General features: G+C 34.2%; 15 protein-coding genes. 10 read left to right on the top strand and 5 right to left on the bottom strand.

Annotated features, from left to right (window positions below):
• Positions 1-10 precede the first annotated feature (10 nt).
• Positions 11-3,121, bottom strand: a complete 3,111-nt coding sequence (locus tag D1816_RS15420) for a glycosyl hydrolase (RefSeq protein WP_118503995.1) — start codon at positions 3,119-3,121, stop codon at positions 11-13.
• A 319-nt stretch (positions 3,122-3,440) separates the two neighbouring features.
• Here D1816_RS15420 and D1816_RS15415 point away from each other — a divergent pair, with 319 nt between their 5' ends.
• The 4 genes from D1816_RS15415 to D1816_RS15400 all read left to right on the top strand — a co-directional run bounded on the left by D1816_RS15415 (position 3,441) and on the right by D1816_RS15400 (position 6,983).
• Positions 3,441-4,454 carry an AraC family transcriptional regulator gene (locus tag D1816_RS15415; RefSeq protein WP_066319770.1) on the top strand — a complete coding sequence of 338 codons (1,014 nt, stop codon included), beginning with the start codon at positions 3,441-3,443 and terminating at the stop codon, positions 4,452-4,454.
• Between the two features lie 425 nt (positions 4,455-4,879).
• Positions 4,880-6,040: a PQQ-dependent sugar dehydrogenase gene (locus tag D1816_RS15410; protein ID WP_118503993.1), complete on the top strand. Its 1,161-nt coding sequence runs from the start codon at positions 4,880-4,882 to the stop codon at positions 6,038-6,040.
• 8 nt (positions 6,041-6,048) lie between these two features.
• A complete protein-coding gene (locus tag D1816_RS15405; RefSeq protein WP_118503990.1) occupies positions 6,049-6,480 on the top strand; it encodes a nuclear transport factor 2 family protein in 432 nt (143 codons plus the stop codon).
• 5 nt (positions 6,481-6,485) lie between these two features.
• The gene (locus D1816_RS15400; protein WP_118503988.1) at positions 6,486-6,983 is read left to right on the top strand and encodes an ankyrin repeat domain-containing protein; all 498 of its coding nucleotides are present in this window, start codon (positions 6,486-6,488) and stop codon (positions 6,981-6,983) included.
• Between the two features lie 163 nt (positions 6,984-7,146).
• Here the strand turns inward: D1816_RS15400 and D1816_RS15395 are convergent, their stop codons facing one another.
• From D1816_RS15395 to hemH, 3 genes are all read right to left on the bottom strand, one after another.
• Positions 7,147-9,723 (bottom strand): M14 family zinc carboxypeptidase, encoded by a 2,577-nt coding sequence (locus D1816_RS15395; protein WP_118503986.1) that lies wholly within the window; start codon positions 9,721-9,723, stop codon positions 7,147-7,149.
• A gap of 308 nt (positions 9,724-10,031) precedes the next feature.
• The gene (locus tag D1816_RS15390; protein ID WP_118503984.1) at positions 10,032-11,423 is read right to left on the bottom strand and encodes an MATE family efflux transporter; all 1,392 of its coding nucleotides are present in this window, start codon (positions 11,421-11,423) and stop codon (positions 10,032-10,034) included.
• A complete protein-coding gene (hemH, locus tag D1816_RS15385) occupies positions 11,423-12,460 on the bottom strand; it encodes a ferrochelatase (RefSeq protein ID WP_066319788.1) in 1,038 nt (345 codons plus the stop codon). The genes D1816_RS15390 and hemH overlap by 1 nt, the downstream gene beginning before the upstream one ends.
• 313 nt (positions 12,461-12,773) lie before the next feature.
• Between hemH and D1816_RS25760 the strand changes: the two genes are divergently transcribed.
• Complete coding sequence (locus D1816_RS25760; protein ID WP_157766222.1) at positions 12,774-12,950, top strand: hypothetical protein; 177 nt, start codon at positions 12,774-12,776, stop codon at positions 12,948-12,950.
• Between the two features lie 7 nt (positions 12,951-12,957).
• Here the strand turns inward: D1816_RS25760 and D1816_RS15380 are convergent, their stop codons facing one another.
• Positions 12,958-13,848 carry a helix-turn-helix transcriptional regulator gene (locus tag D1816_RS15380; protein ID WP_118503982.1) on the bottom strand — a complete coding sequence of 297 codons (891 nt, stop codon included), beginning with the start codon at positions 13,846-13,848 and terminating at the stop codon, positions 12,958-12,960.
• 205 nt (positions 13,849-14,053) lie between these two features.
• On the opposite strand from D1816_RS15380, the gene hemA reads away from it, so the two are divergent.
• From hemA to hemE, 5 genes are read left to right on the top strand one after another with little or no spacing between them, the layout of a single operon-like run.
• Positions 14,054-15,304: a glutamyl-tRNA reductase gene (gene hemA / locus D1816_RS15375; RefSeq protein WP_066319792.1), complete on the top strand. Its 1,251-nt coding sequence runs from the start codon at positions 14,054-14,056 to the stop codon at positions 15,302-15,304.
• Positions 15,305-15,306: 2 nt separating this feature from the next.
• Positions 15,307-16,218 carry a hydroxymethylbilane synthase gene (hemC, locus tag D1816_RS15370; protein ID WP_118503980.1) on the top strand — a complete coding sequence of 304 codons (912 nt, stop codon included), beginning with the start codon at positions 15,307-15,309 and terminating at the stop codon, positions 16,216-16,218.
• A gap of 1 nt (position 16,219) precedes the next feature.
• Positions 16,220-16,882 carry a uroporphyrinogen-III synthase gene (locus tag D1816_RS15365; RefSeq protein ID WP_118503977.1) on the top strand — a complete coding sequence of 221 codons (663 nt, stop codon included), beginning with the start codon at positions 16,220-16,222 and terminating at the stop codon, positions 16,880-16,882.
• Positions 16,872-17,288, top strand: a complete 417-nt coding sequence (locus D1816_RS15360) for a hypothetical protein (RefSeq protein WP_066319796.1) — start codon at positions 16,872-16,874, stop codon at positions 17,286-17,288. Before D1816_RS15365 ends, D1816_RS15360 begins: the two co-directional genes overlap by 11 nt.
• Complete coding sequence (hemE, locus tag D1816_RS15355; protein ID WP_118503975.1) at positions 17,285-18,310, top strand: uroporphyrinogen decarboxylase; 1,026 nt, start codon at positions 17,285-17,287, stop codon at positions 18,308-18,310. The genes D1816_RS15360 and hemE overlap by 4 nt, the downstream gene beginning before the upstream one ends.
• Positions 18,311-18,312 lie beyond the last annotated feature (2 nt).

Below are 18,312 nucleotides of genomic sequence, written 5' to 3'. Positions count from 1 at the left end.
TTATTATAAGCTATTCTACAAAAAGATAATTAAGTTGCAAGGTATTGAATTCGGTATTAAACTTTTTAATTTCTTCAGAAACTAATGTATCAAAAGCCTGCAATTGCACTTCTATTTTTTTAATTAGCTCATTTTTTACAGTTATATCTTGTGTTGTTGGTCCGAAATCTCCCATACCCACCAATGAATTTAAGTGCCCCAGTTTATTGGTAAGCTTAATAGGAAAATTTAAAGGATCTTGATTACTTTTATTTTTAGTTTGATATAATGCTTTCTCAATTTCACCAAACTTCTTCTGTAATGCTTTTGCTTTTTCTACCAAATCTTTGGTTGTATCATCATTTTTATATTGCGCAGAAAATCCTTTGAGTTGGGTATTAATTTTCCTGATCTTCTTAATGGATTTATGAGCCTTGTCTACTGTTTGATTAACGCTAGTGATAAAATCATACTGTTCTTGCATTTCTTTTGTTGTTGACTCTGCTCTAGGATCAGCTAGAATAGAAAAAGGTTGGTTAGAAACTTCTTTTCCATTGATACTTAAGCTTACTTTATAGTTTCCGGGTACAGCTTTTGGTCCGTCTAGATTTGCCCACCATAAGATCATTCCTTTTAGTTTTTCGGCGCCATCTCCTCTCATATTCCAATTAAATTGGTTGGCTCCTTTTTTGTCTATTTTTAACTGATCTTTTTTCTCTTTTGCTTTTGTGCTAAATGATTTGATAGTATCATTGTTGGTATTAAAATAGGTTAAAGCAACGGTATCTTTTTTCTTGTCAAAATTCTTAAGATAAAAATAAGTCATTACACCAGCGGGATGATTGGTACCTTCGGTTTTAGAACCTTTAATGCTTCCGCCTCCCATTCGGTAAGTGTTTTTAGGTTTGTATAAAATGTGACTCTTGGTCTTTAATCCATCATTTAGCTGATGTAATACGGTTAGGTCATCGATAATCCATAGACTTCGTCCTTGTGTTGCTACCACCAAGTTATTTTCTTTAATAGTAAGATCGGTAATAGGAACTATTGGAAGATTTAATTGAAACGATTGCCAAGTTAATCCATCATTGAATGAAACATACATTCCTGTCTCGGTACCAGCATATAAAAGTCCTTTTCGTTTAGGATCTTCACGCAGTACTCTAGTAAAATGTTCTGGAGCTATACCTGTGGTAATTTTTTTCCAGGATTTACCGTAATCTGTTGTTTTATATAAGTACGGAGCAAAATCTCCCGTTTTATATTTGGTTCCAGCAATATAGCAGGTGCCTTCGTCAAAGGCGCTAGGCGCTATACTATTGATCATCATCCATTCTGGCATGCCTTTGGGAGTAACGTTCTCCCAAGATGTCCCGCCATTTTTACTTACATGAACTAATCCATCGTCACTACCTACCCAAAGTAAGCCTTCTTTTAGAGGACTTTCTGCCGCAGCAAAAATGGTACAGTAATATTCTACAGAGGTATTGTCTTGAGTAATCGGTCCCCCAGAAGATTTTAATTTATTAGGATCATTTCGTGTAAGGTCTTCACTAATTACTTTCCAACTTTGACCTTCATTTTCAGTGACATGTACATGATTTGAAAAGGTATATAAGCGATTGGGGTTGTGTTTAGAGAATAGGATAGGGAAATTCCATTGAAAACGGTATTTCATATCTTCTGCACCATGTCCCATAGGGTTATCTGGCCATACACTAATCGATCTTATGGTTTCGGTTTTATGATTTATTCGGGTTAAAAAACCATCATAACTACCGCCATATACTACATCATTATTTTTTGGATCTACTGCAATATGAGCAGACTCTCCACCAGCAGTACGTTCCCAATCATCCTCAGAGATAGATCTACCAGTGCTTCGGTGATTTATTCTAATGGTAGAATTATCTTGTTGCGCCGCATAGATTCTATACGGAAAACTATTATCGGTAGTTACTCTATAAAATTGTGATGTAGGTTGGTTGTGATAGGTGCTCCAGGTTTCACCACCGTCATACGTGATTTGTGCGCCACCATCATCCCCAATAATCATACGATTTGGGTTTTCTGGAGAAATCCAAAGATCATGATGATCACCATGTGGGGCATTAAAACTACTAAAATTCTTACCGCCATCTTTACTTTTGTGATACGATACGTTTACCACATAGACGACATCTTTATCTTTAGGATCTGCATATATTCTACTATAATACCATGCGCGTTGTCTAAGACTTCTTGAGCTATTTAACTGATTCCAGGTATCGCCACCATCATCACTACGATAAACACCGCCTTTTTCTTTATTTTCGACGATAGCCCAGACTCTTTCGCTATTTACAGGTGATACGGTTACCCCCATAATCCCTAGGGTATCTTTTGCAAAACCTTTATTTTTTGAAATCTCTTTCCACGTTTTTCCGCTATCAGTACTTTTCCATAAGGCAGATCCTTTACCACCAGAACTAAGACTGTAAGGTGTTCGTCTGGCATTCCAGGTCGAGGCATATAAGATTCTAGGGTTATTTGGATCTAAAGTCAGGTCAACAGCACCAGCATCTGCATTTGCAAAAAGGACTTTGTTCCATGTTTTACCTCCATCAATACTCTTATAAACTCCACGGTTTTGTGTAGGTTTATATATATTACCCAATACAGCTGCATACACAATATCAGGGTTTGTTGGGTGAATACTTATTCTAGGAATGTGCCTGCTTTTTGGAAGTCCTGATTGTGTCCATGTTTTACCGGCGTCTACACTTTTCCAAACCCCGTAGCCTGATGATACATTTCCACGTAGTGTTTTTTCACCACCACCTACATAGATTACATTAGGATCACTTTTTGAAACTGAAATCGAACCTATAGAACCACCAAAGAAACCATCAGAAATATTGCTCCATGTTCGTCCCCCGTCAACTGTTTTCCAGATACCGCCACCTGTGGATCCAAAATAAAATAAATTGGGTTTTCCAGGTACACCGGTTACGGCAGCACTTCGACCTCCACGAAATGGGCCAACCAAACGATACTCTAAAGCATCATATAAACTTTGATCATAGGTTTGAGAGTTAACAGAAAAAATACTAATGAATGACAAAAAGAGTAAGCAAATTACTCTTGTAAATTTTGATCGCATGTGAGTTGTGTTTTTAGTTTAAAAACTATAGCACTTAGGTTAAACTTAGAGTATACATTAGAAAATCTATTTTATCTTGAAATTACTTTAAAAACTGAGGTTTGATCATATTTTTTGATTTAACTATAGCGATGCTATACTAAAATCAAGAAAATATCAATTTTTATTGCACTTACAAGCTTCATCACGAAGTTCTAATACATAATCTAGGTTAAAATAGATTTGATGGGATACTAAAGTCAGAAATTAAAAAGGAATGCAAAAGATTTTCACGTAATTTTAACCTTGGTGTATAGGTTATCATTGTTATTTTTGAAAAATGCTTCAGCAAGGTTTTATTTTAGTACTTAGTTGTTTGGGATTGGCCCAAGCCCTTTTTTTATCTTTTTATTTGTTTACCCTTAAAAAAGGAAACAGACAAGCCAATAAATTTTTGGCTTTTGTATTGCTTGGGTTGACCATACGAATTGGCAAATCAGTGTTTAATAATTATATGGTTTTGGATCCTTGGCATCGCAATTTGGGTATTTCAGGTATTTTAATGTCGGGACCATTTTTATGGTTTTATGGAAGAGTTCTTTTGCAAAAAAATGATCATTTCTCAAAATGGAACTATGTACATCTAACGCCATTTGTCTTATTTGTTTTGTTTAGTAAACTTATTCCTAACGTCAAAAATTTTGAATCATATTTAAGTTACGGTCTGGTCGTTTTTCATTTGGCTATTTATTTAATTTTGTCATGGGTTACTATTTTTAAAATGGTAAAAGAAGCTAACCCACGGTTATTAAGATGGTATCGTGCAATTGTAATAGGAGCTTGCTTAATTTGGTGTTTTTATCTTAGTAATTTTATAGGATTTATTCCTTTTTATATAGGTGGGGCAATTTTGTATTCAATATTGGTCTATGGGTTTTCTTACCTTCTTTTAAAAAGACATGTTTTTGCCTTAGAAAAATATAGCAACTCTTCTATAAACCGAAGTACTTCAAAAAAAATATTAGAACAAATTAAAGAGGCGTTTGTAGATGAAGAAATATTCTTAAATACAGATATTTCTTTGCAAAAGATGGCAGAAAAATTAGAGATAACCCCAAGAGAACTCTCACAGGTTATTAATGAAAATGAGCAAAAGAATTTTTCTGAATTTGTGAATCATTATCGCATCAAAAAAGCAAAAGTACTACTAATTGATCCAGAATATAGCAATGAAAAAATTGCTACTGTTGCGTATGATTGTGGTTTTGGTAATGTGACTTCATTTAATCTTGCATTTAAAGCAGAAACCGAGACAACACCTTCTAAATATAGAACTCAATTTAGAGTTATTTAGCCTAAAGTAGCGAATTTTTTATTAGACTTCTGTATAAGGAGAGAATAAGAATTATGATATATACATAAATCAGTTCTGGTAAAAAAGCATGTTGATTACATTATATTCAAACCAGAACCGATTAGATACTTATGTATGAATTACTACTGTTTAAGCAGTTGGATTTCCTGTATGCTCTTCATACTCCAAATAAATAGATCCACCATATATTGTTGTCATATCTATTTCTGCGTATTCAAAATTTTGTAATTCTTTCATGATTATTATTTTTTAGATTCTTTTCGAAAGTAATTATATATGTGTCTTGATCCAACTTTTTTAGTTTAGCTTTTTGTCTTTTTCGTTTTAAAAATCATGTTTATTAAAGGATTTTAATACCTCGTTTCTGATTTTGCAATCAAATTTTAAAAACAAAATCAATAAACATGAGCAGAGTAATCCTCTTTTTATTTTTGGGTGTACTACTTAGTTGTAGTAAAACCGAAAAACCAAGATTTCAAATTTCAAAAACAAATCCAAGTAAACAAATTGTTGTAGACAGTTTAAATCATCCTTGGAGTATGGCATTTTTGTCTGAAGATGAGGTCTTGGTATCCGAAAAGGATGGCGACCTTCTTCGAGTAGATCTTTCCTCAAAAAGAAAAACTATCATAAAAGGTTTTCCAACAGATCTTACAGATAGTATACGTGTGGTTTCTAGAGGTGATAATTCAGGAATTTTTGAGGTAGTCTTAGATCCAGATTTTGATAATAATAACTTTGTATACCTATCCTATGCTGCAAAAAAGAAAGGAAAGGGCAGTACCACTAAAGTTGTGCGGGCGACATTAAAAAATGATTCTTTATACGATCGTAAGACGATTCTAGAAGCGGGTCCTTTTACACGTGAATATTACCACTACGGAGGCGGAATGACATTTGGAACAGATCAAAAACTATACATCACCATAGGAGAACGATTATTTAGAGAAATTGATGAACCTGCGCTACCAATTGCCCAAGACCTCACCGATAAGAGAGGTAAGATTTATCGTTTTAATGCAGATGGAAGTATTCCCAAAGATAATCCGGATTTTGGACCAGATGCAGTGCCAGGTTTGTATGCTATAGGTATTAGAGCGGCTCAAGGAATAACGGTGCAGCCTATAACTGGGGATATTTGGTTTAGTGAGCATGGTACAAAACAAGGAGACGAAATCAATAGGTTGTCTGCAGGTGCTAATTATGGTTGGCCTATTATAACAACAGGGGGGTATAGAAGTAGGGATTATGTTCCTCCTCATATTGAAGGAGCTTCTTTTACAGATCCGGATTGGTATTGGAAACATACCGTAGCACCTACAGGGTTGATGTTTTACACAGGAGACGAATTTCCAGAATGGAAAAATGACTTACTCGTACCTGGTCTATCTGTAGGGAGTTTTTGGCGATTTACAATAGAAAATCAAACGATTAAAAGTGCTCAGGAACTGTTTGTAGATGATCGCGTAAGGTCTAGAAAAATTACGCAAAGCCCCAACGGAAAATTATATATGCTAACAGATGAAGATAACGGTAAAATTGTAAGAATTAAAAATTTAAAATAAAACAAATCATGAGAAAAATCAACACCTATTTTTGGATTAGTGCATTAGTATTAAATTCAAGTTTTTTGATAGCGCAATCTGATAAAGATCAAATAAATACAACTATTAATAAGTATATTGAAGGGACTTCGTACAACAAACCAGAAACGATTAAAGAAGCATTTTATGAAGAGGCTAATTTGTTTTTAAGTCGAAAAGATAATAGCTTGTGGATCGTGCCTGTCAAAGATTATGCTGCGGGCTATGAAAAGAAAGAAAAAGGAAAATTTAATGGGCGAACAGGTAAGATAATAGCTGTTGATATAGAGAATGATATTGCTACAGCAAAGGCAGAGATTTTGATTTCAAAACTGGATTTACGCTTTATGGATATTTTCCTCCTTAAAAAGATTGAAGGAAATTGGAAGATTATAAGTAAAGCAGCAACCAGAAAAAAATAAGTATCATGAATCGCAAAGTATTTATTACAAATTCATTAGCCGGAATTACTTTGGCAAGTATAGCCCCAGGGTTTATGTACTCTAAGTCAATTCAAGAAGAACCTTTAGATCATAAATTAGTCAAAGAATTTGTGTCGGCAGGCCATAAAGATCTTAATATGGTAAAAGAAATGTTAAGTGAATACCCTAATTTGATCTATAGTAGTTATGATTGGGGTAATGGTGATTTTGAAGAGGCAATCGAAGGGGCGGGACATGTAGGTCATAAAGAAATTGCAGAGTATCTTATTTCTCAAGGAGCTCGTGTTAATCTTTTTGTGCTCACAATGCTAGGAAAAATAGAACTCGTACAGCCTGTTTTAGAAATGTATCCTAAACTAATTTTTGCTAAAGGCCCCCATGGATTTACATTATTACATCATGCTAAGGTTGGTGGGCAAGATTCATTTTATGGGTACTTGAAGAGTAAGGGGCTTGATAAAACTCATATAAAAATTAAATAAAGCAGGATTATTGGAATAGAAGTTGTCTAAAAAATTGAAAAATTCTGATTTGTCAGTCTGAGCCTGTCGAAGACCATTTACGAGTAAAGCACTTAAAAGCTTCAACATGCTCAGATTGACAATTTTATATTACTTTTTCAGACGCCTATGAATATCTGAATAATTAATCTTCTTTTATAAATTGTTTGGTATACGTACCTTCTTGAGCGATCACCTTTAAAATATAAGTGCCAGCAGCTAATTTTTGTATGTTTATACTATTCGAGAATGTACCCGAAGTAGCCGTTTTACCAAGTAAATCTACTATAGCATATTCATAAACTCCTTTATTAGGTAGTGTAATATTTAACACATTTTTAGTCGGTACTGGATAGATTTTAATTGAATTTTCGTTAACCGACCTTTTAACCAATTGCGCTGCGGTAGCTCCTGTTGCTATAGTAATTGTGTAATCTTCAACTTCACCATAAGTAAAAGTACCACAAGCAGATGGGATTCTATTATATCGCATAATCACACGCATTCTAGTGTTTCCCTCGAGCGCATTTGCAGGTACTGTAAAATTACCACTTACAGGGGTTGTTCTAGAGGCAGATTTACTCCAAACCTGTTCGCCTGAATCATTAAAATCCCCATCTCGATTATAATCAATCCACACACTGTAGGCTTCTCTATAGACTGTGCCAGTCCAGGTTGGAGTTATGGTTATGGTATTTGAAACTCCTTTGGATAAAGTTGTAGCGATGGATGTAAAATCACTATAACCTCCATTTTCTGCAGCCGAAGTATTGTTAATAGTTCCTATTTGAACATTACTTATATATTCATCAGAGGTGTTATTTGCACTTGCACTGCAATACGATATATTAGCAGGTAATGTAGTTGCCGTTACTGCGTTACTAAAATCAGAAACATTACCAGCTGCATCCTTAGCTTTTATGCTAAATTGAAAAGCAGTATTGCTAGCCAATCCGGTTAAGTTTGTTGTAGTTCCGGTACTTGATGAAACTAAAGTATTTGCTTGATAGATATCGTATCCAGTTACTCCAATATTATCGGTAGCAGCATTCCATGATAACGTTAATGAAGAGGAAGTGATGTTAGAAACCGATAGACCTGAAGGAATAGATGGGGGTTCAGTATCACCGCCAGTGCCAGTATATGTGATATCGATGCTTTTGGTATATTGCCAAGAACCATTATCAACAGTTAATGTTATTGGGATTACTGTGCCAGAAGGCGTATTGGGATCTAATTGAAAACTTATATTTCCCGTATCTGTATCAAGAAAAGGAATGCTATTAAATTGTTTGGCTGTTCCTGCAGAGGATACATAGGATGAGGTAGAAGATAAGCTAACAGTCCAGTTAGATTGCTTAAGACTAAATCGTCGTATAGAAAAATCTACAGACCCTGCTGTGGAGTTTATTGTTTGACTGTCTGTAGTTGGAGTGACTTTTGCGTATCGAGCGATCATTCGAGTAATCTTAATGTTAAGTGGAAATGCGTCGTTACACAAAGGAATAATTCTACTTGAAGCGGGCCAAAAACCATCGCTAGAAGCACCTACTTCTGGAGTCATAGATAACATTTTAGGTTTAGAAGTTTGTTCGCCGTACATCCAATCGTCAGAGCTTCCTGTAGCATTGTAACCAACTGTTTGATTTGGTGTACCCACGGCATACGAATTTTCTTCGGTCATATAATTCCCCATAGCGACAAAAGTACTTTGGTCAGGAGTAAATGTATTAGAACTGTATCCCCAAGGGTGAATTAGTAGATTACTAAAAGAATGATAATTAAGTGCAGCAATAAATTCATGTTGGTTGGTGAAATCCCGAATTGCCTGTGTTTCTAATTCTGAAAACCCCGAAGGACCTTGATAGGTTTGACTATTAGTATTGTTTGACGCTCCTCCCCAACGATAACTATAGTTTCGATTTAAATCTACACCAAAAGTTCCGTTACCGTTATTACTTCGGTTTTTTCTCCAGAAACCTCCGCCATTTGGATTTGTTTGTTGATTATATGTGTACCCATCAGGGTTGATAACCGGAATAAAATATAACTCTGTATTATCTACCAATGTTTTTATTTCATCGTTAGAATTGTAGTTTTCTAATAAATACCACATATAAAATAGATTTTGCGAAAGACCCATAGGTTCTCTGGCATGATGTATCGAAGTAAAAAGCATTTCATCTTCATTTTCATCGGTGTCTGCATTATCACTGATTTTGACCATATAAATAGATCGACCCTGTTCTGTAGTTCCTATAGATGATTTTACAGTGATTAGTTCTGGATAGAGTTGTCTCATTTTGTCTAAAGCAGCAATTGCCTCATCAAATTTGTGAAATCCCCCCATGGTTCCTAGCTCAAAATTAGCCGGAGTAGGAACAGCTAGTAGTACATTTGATTTTGCATTTTGTTTGTCAATTTTTTTATTGATTTTATGAATTCTCTTCTCGAGGTTCCTAATGTTGATTTTAAACTTGATGTTGTTTTCTTTCAATAAATTAATATCGCTTTTTGAAATTTCTGCAATGACCTTACCATTTTGATAATGAAAATGATCAGCTTCAAATCCTTTTTTTATCAAGGTTTGTAATTGATTGTTGTTGGCATTTATAGTGACCCTATAATGTTTTTCTTGAGCGTTTACAAAAAGATTACAAAAGAGAAAAAGGATCAAAACAAAGATTAATTGCCTTCTTGAGACTGTTGAGTTTGTGTGCATAGTTTTGGTTTTAAGAGAATTGATTTTTTAGTAATACAACTATTAATTCAAAGTAATTTTTGGTATAAATGAATTAATATATGGCACATAATAGTGGCATTAGTATAATCGTATAACACTTATAAGTACAAACACCCTATTTTATGTAGAACTAAAGTTATAATAAAAAAATAAACATAAGAAACTATTATAGAGATAGATATGCGATTTTAATCATGTCATTAAACCCTCTTGATGGGGCTACCTTATCTAACTTACGTTTTTTGAAGAAATAAGACTTTAGAGGTTAGATGAAGATAAGATGTTGTTTAATTGGTTTTTGGTGTCAATAACTTTGTTCTAATTTCGCGGTTAAGAAAATATCCGGTCACTATCGTTGCCAAAACATCTGCTATCGGAAAAGAAATCCAAACACCTAATTCACCATAAAACTTAGGTAAGATCAAGACTAGCGGAATAAAAATAAAACCCTGTCGAGATAATGTTAAAAGCAAAGCAGGAATAGCTTTACCCACCGCTTGAAAATAGGCAGCTCCGATTAGCTGAAGCGCTATAATTGGCGTAGCAGCAAATACCCATCTCATAGGCGCTGCGGTATGTGTTAGAACAAATTTATTTAGTGCTAATTCTTTTGGACTTAAACTTGGGTTGTCACTTAAAAATAATGAGGTAATTTCTGAAGGAAAAATCATTAACCCGATAAATACTATTGTGGCTATTATTGCTGCATAAGTAATAGCTGTATTTATAGTTTCGCGAACGCGTGTATACTGTTGTGCACCATAATTATATCCAGCAATAGGCAGAAATCCTTGTGTTACCCCAAAAACCGGAAATAATGCAAACATTAACATTCGCCCAATGATAGCATATACCGCAACAAGACCTTCTTGACCAATATTGAACAAAATGTTATTCATTAATAAATAAGTGATACTTACTACTGCTTGTCTTGACATAGTAACGCCACCAAGTGTTGCAATTTCTGAAACGATTTCTTTTTGTAATCCGAGATGACGAAAACCTACTTTTAATTCAGAGTTTTTTGAAGAGAAGAACCAAAAAATATATAAAAAGCATGCTAAATAGGAACCTGTAGTAGCCCATGCCGCTCCGGCCATTCCCATATCCAAAAGATAAATAAAAACATAATCCATTAAAAGATTACTAATGGTTGGGATAATCATGGCTGTCATAGCGAACTTAGGCTTGCCTTCTGCTCTTATTACAGTATTGCCCATCATGGCAAAACCGAGAATAGGAACACCGTATAAAAGAATGGTGTAGTAGATTTTTGCAGGATCAAAAATAGCTCCTTTTCCACCAAATCTGGGAATGATATCATCAACAAATAGTAAGCCTAGAATTACAAGAGGAACCATCACTAGAAACCCTAAAGATATTTGGTTACCAAACGTTTTTAATGCCTTTTCTTTGTTACTCGCTCCTAATGCTCGTGAAATAATACTAGAACCTCCAACACCAATAGACATACCGATAGCTCCTATGAAAAAGGAAACCGGTAACACTACATTAATCGATGCAAAAGCTATAGAGCCAATCCAATTACCCACAAAAATTGAGTCAATAAGAATGTTTAGTGACATCACTAATATCCCTATTGATGCAGGAACGGCCTGTTTGATTAGTAATTTACCTATGGGTTCAACCCCTAAAGCTTCAGAAGATACTTTTGCCATTACACCATTTCGGTTTTAACAGCTACCCATTCGTTTATCCAATTGGCAACTACATCTGCCCAATCGTCACGATCATTTAGACAAGGGATAGTGGTATATTCTTTACCGCCTACTTCATGAAATATTTCTTCTCCTTCCATAGCGATTTCTTCTAAGGTTTCAAGACAATCAGAAACAAAAGCTGGAGTAACTATGGCCATTTTTTTTATGCCTTCTTTTCCCATTCTTTCGATAGTACGATCTGTATAGGGTTGTAACCATGGGTCAAATCCTAAACGAGATTGAAAGGATGTAGAGTATGTTCCGTTTTTAAGGCCTAATTTTTTTGCTACTTGTACTGTGGTCATCTCACATTGATGGCGATAACAAAATTCATGTTGCTCTGATCCTTTTTTAAAGCAACACTTTCCGTCCATTTTACAGTTTCCATTACTAATATCACTCTTTCTAATATGTCGTTCTGGTACCCCGTGATATGAGAATAATAGATGCTCGTAATCCAAGTTTTCCAGATTTTCAGCAATACTATTAGATAAAACATCAATATATTCGGGTTTGTTATAAAATGCCGGAATATCAGTAATTTTCATATCAGGAAAATGCGCTGCACGTAACTCTTCTGCTAATACTAAAATAGTTTCTGTAGTAGCCATAGCAAATTGAGGATACAAAGGAATAATCATTACTTCTGTCACACCTTTGTCGTGTAATTCTTGTAAGCCATCCTTGATATTCAGACTCCCATAACGCATAGCAAGTCCAACAGGAATAGATGTGCGATCGGCAACCTTTTTTTGTAGTCTTTCAGATAAAACAATAAGGGGAGAACCTTCATCCCACCATATCTTTTTATAAGCTGCAGCCGATTTTTTTGGTCTTGTATTTAAAATTATTCCTTTCACCAGTAATGTTCTGGCCCAAAGAGGAACATCGATAACCCTTGGATCCATTAGAAACTCACCTAGATATTTTTTTACATCTTTTGGATCTGTACTGTCAGGGGATCCAAGATTAACAAGAAGAACTCCTTTATTCATAATTTTTCTTTTAGCACAAACAAAAATACGAACTATAAAGAGGAAAGATGCCAAAAACCATAAGAGTTTTTGATAGTATAATTTACAAATATTACTGTTTAATTATCATATTTACGGGTTAAGAATCTAACATACCTTAGAAATACGTTAAATTATGATAAACTGAAAAATAGAGTAGTTTTATTTTAGTACTTTTAGAATGAAAAAAAGCAAAGATGAGCCCTATTTGATTAGTCTATTACTGCTAATCAAAATACTTTATTGTAGTATAAAAGGGTTCCATGTGACCGTTAACAAACAAAATTAAAAACACATGAAACGTATTATTGTAGATGTCGAAAAAGACAAACTACCTTTTGTTTTAGAATTATTAGAACAATTAGAATTTGTATCTGTTGTAGCTGCATCAGAAGAAGATCAAGGAATGTACAACTCAATAGTCTCTTTACAAAAAGGTAAAGGTAGTGCTAAAGAAGAGTTACTTGACTAAAGAGTCTTTAATTTAGACTCATAACATATTTTTTTGGAGTAGTGCCAAATTTCTTTTTAAATGCGGCAATAAAATGACTTGCCGTACTGTAGCCTACTTTTAAACCTACCTCGTTCACGTTATGACTTCCGGAAGCTAATAATTGGCGAGCTACTTCCATTTTGTAGTCGAACAAAAAGGCATAAACAGGTTCACCATAAATTTGTTTAAAACCTTCTTTAAGTTTTTTTAACGATAAACCTATTTCGTTAGATAACTCTTGAAGCGTAGGAGGTTCTGCCATTCTAGAAATAATAATTTCTTTAGCTTTTTTGATTTTGGTTACATTTTCTTCATCGACAAGGAAAGGACATTGTTCTATATCCGCATCTTCTGGTCTATTAAAATACAGACTTAATAATTCATATGCTTTACCCTTAAAATACAGTATCTTAATAGATTGGTGTAAGCTGTAATTCATAATTTGATTAAGAACAACTGCCATAGAAGGAGAAATAATCGCATCGGTATAATACTTTTTGTCTCGATTTCCATCACCGAGAAAAGGAATATAACTGGCTTCTTTAGAGAATAAAGAATGAAATTTTTTAATTGAAATTAAAACAGTAATTAACCATGAATCTTTTTCCATTTCAATATTCATTGGTAAATCACGTTGCGGATTATAAAGTAATAAGGAGTTCTCTTCTGCGAGATTAATCGCATAACTTCCGTTGTTAAAGTTAAATTTAATGCCGCCTTTAATACAAAAATGAAATTGAATAAAACTACTATTGATTTCTCTTATAATACATTGACTTTCATTAGTTTCGTTTTTGAATTTCAAAATCGTAAAGCCATCTTCTATTTTGGTTTCTTCTAAGATTCCTGGAGCGTTATTTTTTAATTCGATTTCCATAATTAAAAAAATGATTTAATTTAGAATTAATCTAAACTATCGTTAGCGGTTTTATGTATTTATAACAAAAATAGGGGTTTTGAACGATTTTAGTTCTAAAAACTGTCGAAATTAACGCTTTTCGTTACTTATAGTTCTTCTAGCGTTACTTTATATTGCTTTTGTAAAATACATTTGTTGAACTATAAAAAGGAAAAGAGTATACATGGAGCCCCACTTACGAGCGAATGGAAAACATTTTTATGCAATTGGTCTTAGCTACAAAAAAGCTGACGCCGAGGTAAGAGGGCATTTTAGTATCAACGAAGAAGCTAAATTAAATATTCTTTCTCAAGCTAAACACGAAGGTGTTTCTTCTTTAGTGGTGATCTCTACTTGTAATAGGACAGAGTTATATGGTTTTGCAGAACATCCTTTTCAGTTAATAAAATTACTTTGTGAACATACACATGGTACTGTTGAAGAATTCGAAAAAGTGGCTTATGTTCATAAAAACAATGCCGCTATTTCTCATCTCTTTAAAGTAGGAACCGGATTAGACAGTCAAATACTTGGTGATTTTGAAATTATTAGTCAGATCAAAACAGGTTTTAAGCAGTCTAAGAAAAAGGATATGATGAATCCTTTTATGGAGCGTTTAGTTAATGCTGTAATTCAGGCGAGTAAACGTATTAAAAACGAAACAGAAATCTCTAGCGGTGCTACGTCGGTAAGTTTTGCTGCGGTACAATATATACTTGCTAGAGTACCTTATGTTTCGGATAAAAACTTGCTCCTTTTTGGTACGGGTAAAATAGGAAGAAATACATGTGAGAATTTAATAAAGCACACTAAAAACGACCATATTGTGCTTATTAATCGAACTAAAAATAAAGCCGAGAAGATTGCAGGTAAATTTAATCTGGTCGTAAAAGATTATGCTAATATACAATCAGAAATCAAAGAATCTGATGTGTTAATAGTGGCTACAGGAGCTCAAAAACCGACGATCTCTAAACAGTTAATTCATTCAGATAAACCTCTGTTAATTTTAGATCTATCGATACCACGTAATGTTGCTTTAGATGTAAAAGAATTGCCAAACGTGACCTTAGTTCATTTAGACGATCTTTCAAAAATGACAGATAGAACTTTAAAACGTAGGAGAGAACATATTCCGCAGGCAGAAGCAATTATAGATGAGATTAAAGCAGAATTTGATGCCTGGTTAGAAACTCGAAAATTTGCTCCTACTATAAAAGCACTTAAACATAAACTCACTACTTTAAAAGATGCTGAAATTAATTTACAGCGAAAAAAATATTCTGATTTTGATGAGGAACATGCCGATATTATAAGTAGCAGAATCATCCAAAAAATCACCAATCATTTTGCCAGCCACTTAAGAGAAGAAAGCACCTCGGCAGATGTAAGTATAGAACTGATTCAAAAAGTCTTCCAACTACAAAATAAATAAACTTGACAACAACAATTCGTATAGGTACCAGAGATAGTGAATTAGCACTTTGGCAAGCTCATACGGTGCAAAACCACCTCGAGAGTTTAGGGTATAAAACTACCTTAGTTCCTGTAAAATCTACAGGAGATATAGTTTTGGATAAACCATTATACGAGTTAGGAATCACAGGCATTTTTACAAAAACGCTAGATGTTGCCATGTTAAATGGAGATATTGATATTGCTGTGCACTCTATGAAAGATGTACCTACGGCATTGCCTAAAGGAATTGTAGAAGCTGCTATTTTAGAACGAGCCAATGTTCAAGATATATTGGTACATAAAGGACTTGATTTTTTAGACGCTACGGGAACAATAGCTACAGGTAGTTTGCGACGACAAGCACAATGGCTACATAGGTACCCCGCACATACTGTAGTAGATTTACGAGGAAACGTAAATACGCGTATGCAAAAATTAAATGATAATGATTGGAACGGAGCCATATTTGCAGCAGCAGGATTAGAACGGATAAATTTAAAGCCTGATAATTTTATTGATTTAGACTGGATGATCCCTGCACCAGCACAGGGAGCAATGTTAGTAGTAGCAAAGAAAGAAGATAAATTTTGTCTTGAAGCCTTAGCTAATTTAAATCATAAATCATCAGAGATTTGTGTGCATATCGAACGAGAATTTTTGAGAGAGTTAGAAGGAGGATGTACCGCACCTATTGGAGCGTTGGCAAAAATAGAAAATGATACTATTCATTTTAATGGCGCGTTGTTTAGTCTAGACGGAAAGCAAAAAATAGATATTAGAAAAGAAATTAATGTAAGCGAACAAGAAGGTTTTGGAAAAGCCTGCGCAAAAGAGATATTAGAGAACGGAGGTCGTGAATTAATGAAGAAGATAAAAGCTGAAATACAATAATTTGAATGCTACAGCCAAAATACTCTCTACAAAAAAATTAACAATAGCTCAAAAAGAACTTGTGCTTAATGCGGGCCTAAGTTTTGTAGAATATGATGCTATAAAAATTAATCTTGAAGAAGTCTTTGGGGATCGCGAAATTGAAAATGCAATTTTTACAAGCAAGAATGCTGTTAGGGCTGTACAAGATTCAGGATATGATATTAAAAAGTGTTTTTGCGTGGGAACAACCACCAAGAATGTATTGGTAGAAAATGGGCAAAATGTGGTAGAAACTGCTCAAAATGCTTCAGAACTAGCAGAAATTATAGTAAAAAGGTATAAATCTGATAGTTTTTTGTTTTTTTGCGGAAATCTAAGAAGAGATGAATTACCGCATATTTTACAACAACATAATATTAGTTTAGAGGAACAAGTTGTATATACAACTAATCTTAATACTAAGAAATTTAATCATAATTTTGATGGTGTTTTGTTTTTTAGTCCTTCAACTGTTCAAAGTTATATTTCAGAAAATAGTTTAGATGAAGGTGTTGCCTTTTGTATCGGAAATACAACGGCGTCCGAGGTTAGAAAACATAGTGATACTATAATCATTGCCAATAAACCCACTGTTGCAAATGTTATCGTTCAAGCCGTAAAATATTTTAAAAATGTGGATTAAGATTTTAAGTATTATTTCGATTTCTTTTCAGTTTATAACTTTTCCATTGGCTGCCCCAGAAATTTTAGGAAAAGAATGGCTCAAAAAAACAGAAGTACTAATACGAAACTCTATCAAGACAATTCCGTTTATTATTTTATTTGTGTTGGGTATTGGGATTGGGCTTGGTTTTTCTTTTGGAGTAATAAAACAAAACAAATTGATAACGATAATTTTAGTTATTGTTATCATTATAATGTCTCTTCTTCGGAAGAAAATAACACTATTTTTAGATAGTAAAATTGTATTACCTATTTTAAATAAATTAATAATCAGTGATAATTTGCGTTTTTCTCTTTTAAAGATTGCAGCGTTTTTGTTCACTATAGCTTTTATTTTACAAATTATAATTATTGTATACTCATGATAAAAAACGATCTATTCCTTAGGGCTTTAAAAGGAGAAACAGTAGAACGACCACCAGTATGGATGATGCGCCAAGCAGGAAGATATTTACCAGAATTCATGGCGTTAAAGAAAAAGTATGATTTCTTTACGCGTTGTAGAACTCCAGAATTAGCTTCTGAGATTACAGTACAGCCTATCGATATCATTGGTCCTGATGCGGCTATATTGTTTAGTGATATTTTGGTAATACCACAAGCAATGAATATTGAGGTTGAGATGAAAGACGGTATTGGCCCGTGGTTACCTAACCCTATTAGATCATTAAAAGATGTAGAACAAGTTGTTGTGCCTGATGTACATGAAGAATTGGGTTATGTAATGGATGCTATAAAACTAACCAAAGAGCGCTTGGATAATAGAGTGCCTTTAATAGGTTTTGCAGGATCACCCTGGACGATCTTGTGTTATGCTGTGCAAGGACAAGGATCTAAGAATTTTGATAAAGCAAAAGAACTTTGTTTTTCTGCACCCGAAGCGGCACATCAACTATTACAAAAAATTACAGATACTACCATTGCATATCTTAAGGCTAAAGTAGCAGCTGGCGTTAATGCTGTACAGGTCTTTGATAGTTGGGGAGGGATGTTATCCCCGGTAGATTATCAAGAATTTTCATGGAAATATATTCAGCAAATTATAGATGCACTAAAAGACGAGACCGAGGTTATCGTTTTTGGAAAAGGATGCTGGTTTGCTTTACAAGATATGGCTAAATCTGGTGCTGCTGCCCTAGGTGTGGATTGGACTTGTTCTGCCCGTAATGCACGTTATCTTACCGGAGGAAATATAACACTGCAGGGCAACTTTGACCCTTCAAGACTGTTGTCTCCACCTGCAGAAATTAAAAAGATGGTAAAACAGATGATTGATGAGTTTGGTAAAGATAACTATATAGCAAATCTCGGACATGGTATTTTACCTAACATACCTGTAGAGAATGCACAGGCCTTTGTTGATGCTGTAAAAGAATATCGAATGTAAAG

The sequence above is a fragment of the Aquimarina sp. AD10 genome (assembly GCF_003443715.1).
Taxonomy (GTDB): Bacteria; Bacteroidota; Bacteroidia; order Flavobacteriales; family Flavobacteriaceae; genus Aquimarina; species Aquimarina aggregata.
The sequence above is the reverse complement of the archived record's forward strand: the minus strand, read 5'-3'. Positions and strand labels throughout refer to the sequence as shown.